The 6,459-nt window shown below is 41.9% G+C and carries 2 protein-coding genes; both read left to right on the forward strand.

Features of this window, described 5'->3' with window-relative positions:
- Window positions 1-383 (forward strand): OmpA family protein (locus K1X82_14245; protein ID MBX7183268.1); only part of this gene is annotated, 383 nt, incomplete at its 5' end.
- A 550-nt stretch (window positions 384-933) separates the two neighbouring features.
- Window positions 934-6,459: hypothetical protein (locus K1X82_14250; GenBank protein MBX7183269.1), on the forward strand; the 5,526-nt coding region annotated here is incomplete at its 3' end.

Here is a 6,459-nt window from a genome sequence, read left to right on the forward strand (position 1 = left end):
CCAAAATCATTGAACTCAAACAACCTAAAATCGAAAAAGGACTAGTTTTCAAACTCAAGGCCATCAACTTTGAAACCGGTTCGAACAAAATGAAGGAATCTTCTTTCAATATCCTTGATAAAATGGCCGATATCCTCAAAGAAAACCCTAGCATGGTGATTGAAGTTGCAGGTCATACCGACAATGTAGGTGACGACCAAAAGAACCTCGTATTGTCTGAAAGCCGCGCCAAAACAGTGATGGATTACCTCTTGCAAAAAGGTGTAAACGCCAAACAAATGAAAGCAGTAGGTTATGGTGAAACACAACCTATTGCCGACAACAACACCGAAGAAGGCAGATTAGCCAACAGACGTGTGATGTTTACTGTCCTTGAATTCTAATTCTTACTTCACTCAAACATTAAACTAAAAGGAGCTTCAGGCTCCTTTTTGTTTTTAGGGGGATTGTAATTGGCTTGCCCATAATTATTAAGCACAAAACAAATTTATAAGTAGAAAAAACAATTTTTTGGATCAACAATAAGTAGAACTATTCTAAAAAAAAGAACCACCCAATAAGAAAAATAGACACAAGACATTGACCTTGAAGTTTTTACAAAAAAAATGAAACCGTAAGGGTTAACCCTTAATTAAATGAACCCAATAGAAATTCTTGAACAAGGAATCTATTTTGGAGATGATTTTTTAAGATACACTAATAAAAAATAATCAAAATATAAAAAACTACCAGGTAATGGATTGGACAATTGTGAAAAGATAATTCCTACTAAAAAAGAAAATCGCGGGTTTGGGCACCGAATCCTTCAAAGGAATAATCGAACAAGCAGGGGTTTTCCGATGAAAAGTAAAGGATAATAAAGTCAGGCTAAAGCTTGGTCATCCTGGATGAAAAAGTGCAAACAAAGAAATCAACACTAAAAATTCAATTTATATGAAAAAACAACTCCTTTTATTCTGCCTGCTCATGCTAAGTATCCTGGCAGGCCGGGCCCAACAAGCCGGAATCAACTGGGAAAGTCAGCAAACTGGCATTGACCGAGATTGGCGAGCAGTGACCTATGGTAATGGAATCTATGTAGCAGTGGCAAATGGCGCAAGCTCAACCTCAGTTATGACAAGCCCGGATGGAGCCAATTGGACCCTACGAAATGCATTTGGCCTAAATTGGAATTCAGTTACTTATGGCAACGGTTTGTTTGTGGCAGTTGCAAGCTCGGGTACTGGCAATCGGGTAATGACCAGTCCAGATGGAATTAATTGGACATCGAGAACCTCAGCAGCAGACCTAAACTGGCAATCAGTTACCTATGGCAATGGACTGTTTGTAGCAGTTGCAAGCTCTGGTACAGGCAATCGCGTAATGACAAGTCCGGATGGAATCAACTGGACCTCAAGAACCTCTGTTGCGGACAACAGCTGGAATGGAGTAACCTTTGGGAATAACCTGTTTGTGGCCGTTGCATCTGCTGGAACAATAAATAACAAGGTTATGACAAGCCCGGATGGAATTAACTGGACTGCTAGAACTCTTCCAACTGTCAGTGGAACCTGGAACTCCGTAACCTACGGTAATGGATTGTTTGTTGCAGTCGCTCCATCCGGTATTGTTGGAACCCGGGTAATCACCAGTCCGGACGGAATTAACTGGACACTTCGATCAACTCCTCTGGATGCACAATGGTGGTCGGTAACCTATGGTAACAACCTGTTTATGGCAGTTGTTAATTATGGCACAGGTGATCAGGTAATGACCAGTCCAAATGGAATAAATTGGACAACAAGAACAACTCCCTTTACCGGGGGTTTTATGGCAGTAACAAGTAACAACAACAACCAATTTGTAGTAGTATCGAATAATACACCGGGAAAATGTGTAATCTACAGCTCCAATGGAATAAATTGGACAACTGTTCAAACCACACCCGATTTAGGCTGGAAGAGTATTGCCTATGGCAATAACCTATTCGTGGCTGTAGCAATCAGTGGTACAGGCAATCGGGTAATGACAAGTCCGGATGGGATTAACTGGACAAGCAGATTATCAGCAGAAGATAACAATTGGTTTTCAGTAACCTATGGAAATGGGCTTTTTGTTGCGGTGGCCGCTTCGGGCTCAGGAAGCAACTGGATAATGACAAGTCCGGATGGAATTAACTGGACTAGTAGAACAGCACCTGCAAACTCCCCTTGGTATTCAGTAACCTATGGAAACGGATTATTTGTTGCTGTTGCATCAACTGCAACCGGAACCCGCGTAATGACTAGTCCGGATGGAATTAACTGGACGGGAAGGACCACTTCAGGAACCAACAATTGGAACGCTGTTGCTTATGGAAATGGGTTGTTTGTTGCTGTTTCAAATACCGGGGTAGGCAATCGGGTAATGACCAGCCCAGATGGAATAAATTGGACATCAAGAACTTCGGCTGCTGATAATAGTTGGACTTCGGTAACTTATGGCAACGGATTATTTGTTGCGGTGGCTTCCACCGGAACGGGTAACCGCGTAATGACCAGCCCGGATGGCATTAATTGGACTATTAGAACATCAGCAGCTAACAATGGATGGTTAAATGTTACTTATGCAAATGGATTATTCGTTGCTGTTTCAGGCTCTGGTATAGGTAACAGAATCATGACCAGTCCGGATGGCATTAATTGGACATCAAGAACATCACCAGCAGATAATAGCTGGCAGTCTGTTTGCTATGGCGCAGGAAAATTTGTAGCTGTTTCCACCAATGGTATAGGAAACAGAGTAATGACTTCAAGTGCTGCACCAATTGCTATACCTACATCCGTGAATGTTGGTACTTCTGATACATTTACATCTTTAACCAACGATGGCGGATTATTTCAAGCCATGGCACTTTCACCACTTACCGGAAATACCACTGTTAGCATCACCAGCGATCTTACTGAAACAGGCACTTATTCTCTTACAAAAAACGCATTGAATGGCTACAATTTAACCATAAAATCCTCTACAAATACTACACGGGTAATTTCTTGTTTGAATGGTGCAAAACCAATGATTACCATTGATAGTGCTGATGCATCTGATGTAACAATCAATGGAAGTATCAATGGAAGTGGTCAGTATTTAAGATTTATCTCTACCCATTCAACTCCTTCCAGTGGAAACCCTGTATTTTCTATAAAAAATGGCTCTCGTGTTTCTATTTCAAATTGCATAATTGAAAGTAATACAAAATCATTCACAACATTTGGAGTAGTAAATATAGGCGATGGAAATAACCAGGTAAGGCTTCGCACCAACGATATTCGTTCCTCAATGGGTTCGCCTGGAACCGTAGGTATTCCAGACTATTTGATTTATAGCAGTTCTTTAGGAAACAAAATTACCATTGGCGGTGATTCAAGTCAGCATGGAAATCGACTTTATGGTTTTTCATCTACTGGCATCTATCTTTTTAAATCGGCTGACAGTGCCTTAATACGCTACAACCATGTGTATCAGACTGGAAACATTGGTGGAAGCCATAGCTATATCTACCTAGCTTCCGGAAGTTATCACAATGTAAGTAACAACGCCATTTACCAGACTTCTGGAAATGCCCTTGGAAACATGTATGGAATTATTATTTCTACTAGCTCAGGAAATGGACATCGCGTACACTTCAATAGTATTGGTGGCGCGAATGAAAATCGAACCGGCGCTGCCATGTCGTTTGATTTTAACGGAGAACGGAATCCTATTTTCTTAACTGTTTCAAACACGGGTTTCTCCTCCATTCAAGGCAATTTAATTTCAAATATGGCTTGCCCAAATGTTGGCACACTGAATGGAATTAAAGCACAAGGAAATGTTCGTATTGGAACCGAAGTTGGAAATATTATTGGTGGTGGAACCTTGCCTTCTGATACCATGAATACTGCCTATGACAATGGCGGTATTCTAATCATGGGTGCAGACACCGCCATCATTGAAAACAACACTATTGGAAATATTAATTTCTGGAAGTCTAGTTCAGGAAGACTCGGTGGAATAGTTTCCTTTCAGGGCGCATTCGTTAGGATTAGAAAAAACACCATCCGCGACCTTACTAGTTACAGCACAGACCAGGGAATTACCTATTTCCCGGTAGGTATTAGCTTGCAAAATGGTGCGAAAGCAGGTTCTGTAATTGATAGTAATGTTGTATATAACATTAACAGACAAATCCCAGTTACAGGACCTGTAAACAACTCTTATGTGATAGGGATATTATCAAAAGGAACAGCTACCAACCTTAGCATCGCAAACAATTCAATTTACAATATCCGTAATTTCTCAACTACAACAGCAAGTGATTGTGGCAAAGCAGTCGGCTTGTTGATCGATGGAACAACAAACAACAATGTTACCATTAGCAATAACCAAATTTCCCTTGCCAACAATACAGGTAACGAGGTGGCTGTTTTCGGCATTCTGGATATGGCTTCTGGTTCAAATTTCCCAACTAACCGTTTTTTCCACAACACCGTTTATGTAGGTGGGTCAAACAACGCAGGTGCCTTACCTAGCTATGCTTTTTACCGCGATGCCTTGAATTCTAAGGTTACCTTAAAAAATAATATTTTCTTTAACGAACGCAGCGGGGGAACAGGAACAGGATTTGCTTTAGGAATAAAATCAAGTACGAATTTTGACCCGGGTGTTTCAAATTACAATGCCTTGTTCAGTGCTCAGGATACCTTAAGATTCGATTATCTGAATGTGCCTTATGGTATCAATGGATTTATCACGAATAGTTTAAACGATTCAAATTCCCTTTCATTAAGCACTGCAACGCATTCCGGTGCAAGCCTATTTACAAACATTTCAAGCGGTAATCTTAGCATCCTGGCAGCAAAAAGAAGTTTAATTGCAGGCAAAGGAACTCCAATTTCTCTAGTAACATCCGATGTTATTGGAACAACTCGCTCAAGCACTTCCCCAACCATTGGCGCATTTGAATACGCAACAGGGCCTTCTGTTTCAGTAAGTGGGTTACTGTCTTCATTTGCAGCTTGTGCAGGCTCTGCCTCAAGCCAACAAAGCTTTACGGTTAGTGGCTCTAACTTAACTGCCGATATAACGATTACAGCTCCAACTGGTTTTGCAATTTCTACCAGCTCCGGAACCGGATTTAGCCCAAGTGTTACGCTTACCCAAATTTCCGGAAGCGTTAATGCAACTACCATCTACATTCGTATGACCAGTTCTGCAAGCGGCTCGCCCTCTGGTAATGTCACCTGCACTTCTACCGGTGCTACAAGCCAATCGATTGCTGTTAGCGGAACTGTAAATGTAATTCCAACCATTGCACTTGGAACCATCAATTCTGTTTTAACGACTGCTACCTCATTTACCATTCCCTACTCCGCTACAACCGGTTCTCCTAATGAATACAGTATTGCTGCCGGTTCTCTGGGAGCTATGCCAAATTTCAGCCCTGTTGTGAATGCCGCACTTGGAAGCAGTCCAATTCAAGTTACAATTCCTGCAAGTACTGCAAGCACTTATAACTTCTTGCTTGTGGTAAAAAACAGCAACACAGGCTGTCAAAGTAATCCGATTCCTGTTTCTTTAACTGTTGGAGAACCCGCCCCAAGCATCTCCATCAGTGGTTCACTAAGCGCATTCACTGCATGTGCAGGTTCTCCTGCCGACCAACAAACCTTTAGTGTTGGTGGAACTTACTTAACCGCAAACATCGTCGTTACTGCTCCGGCTGGTTTTGAGGTTTCAACCACATCTGGTTCCGGGTTTACCCAAAGTTTAAACCTGACTCCAAGTTCAGGTACTGTTCCTACAACAACCATTTACACAAGAATGGCAGCTTCTGCAACTGGAACACCTTCTGGAAATATAACCTGTACTTCTAACGGTGCCGGACAGCAATCTATCGCTGTTTCAGGAACAGTAAATGTAGTTCCTACAATAACTTTTAATGCTATTATTCCAGTTTCGGATACTTCTACCTCATTCAAACTTACCTACACTGCTACAACCGGTAACCCGAACGAATTCAGCATCAGCACAGGTACCCCAAATGCTATGACAGGCTTCTCAGCAATCAGTAATGCACCATTAGCTGCTAGTCCAATTGCAATTCCGATGCCTGTTAGTGCTCAAGGTGATTACAACTTCAACCTTACTTTAAAAAACACAACAACAGGTTGCCAAAGCAATGCTATTCCATTTATTGTAGCTGTAGCACCTCCAGGTCCAACGCTTAGCCTTTCCGCTTCTTTCGACCCCTTCTCTACCTGCCAGGGTACTGCTTCTTCTGCACAACAGTTCACCGTTGGTGGTATTAATCTAAGCGGTGATATTACTATTACTGCTCCCGCTGGTTTTGAGGTTTCTTCAACACTTGCTTCGGGCTATGCCGCAAGTCTTAAGCTCACTCCAGTTTCGGGTATCGTTGCTGCTACTACCTTGTATCTCCGTATCAACAGCTCAGCAACC

Source organism: Bacteroidia bacterium (assembly GCA_019695265.1).
In the GTDB taxonomy this organism is placed as follows: domain Bacteria; phylum Bacteroidota; class Bacteroidia; order JAIBAJ01; family JAIBAJ01; genus JAIBAJ01.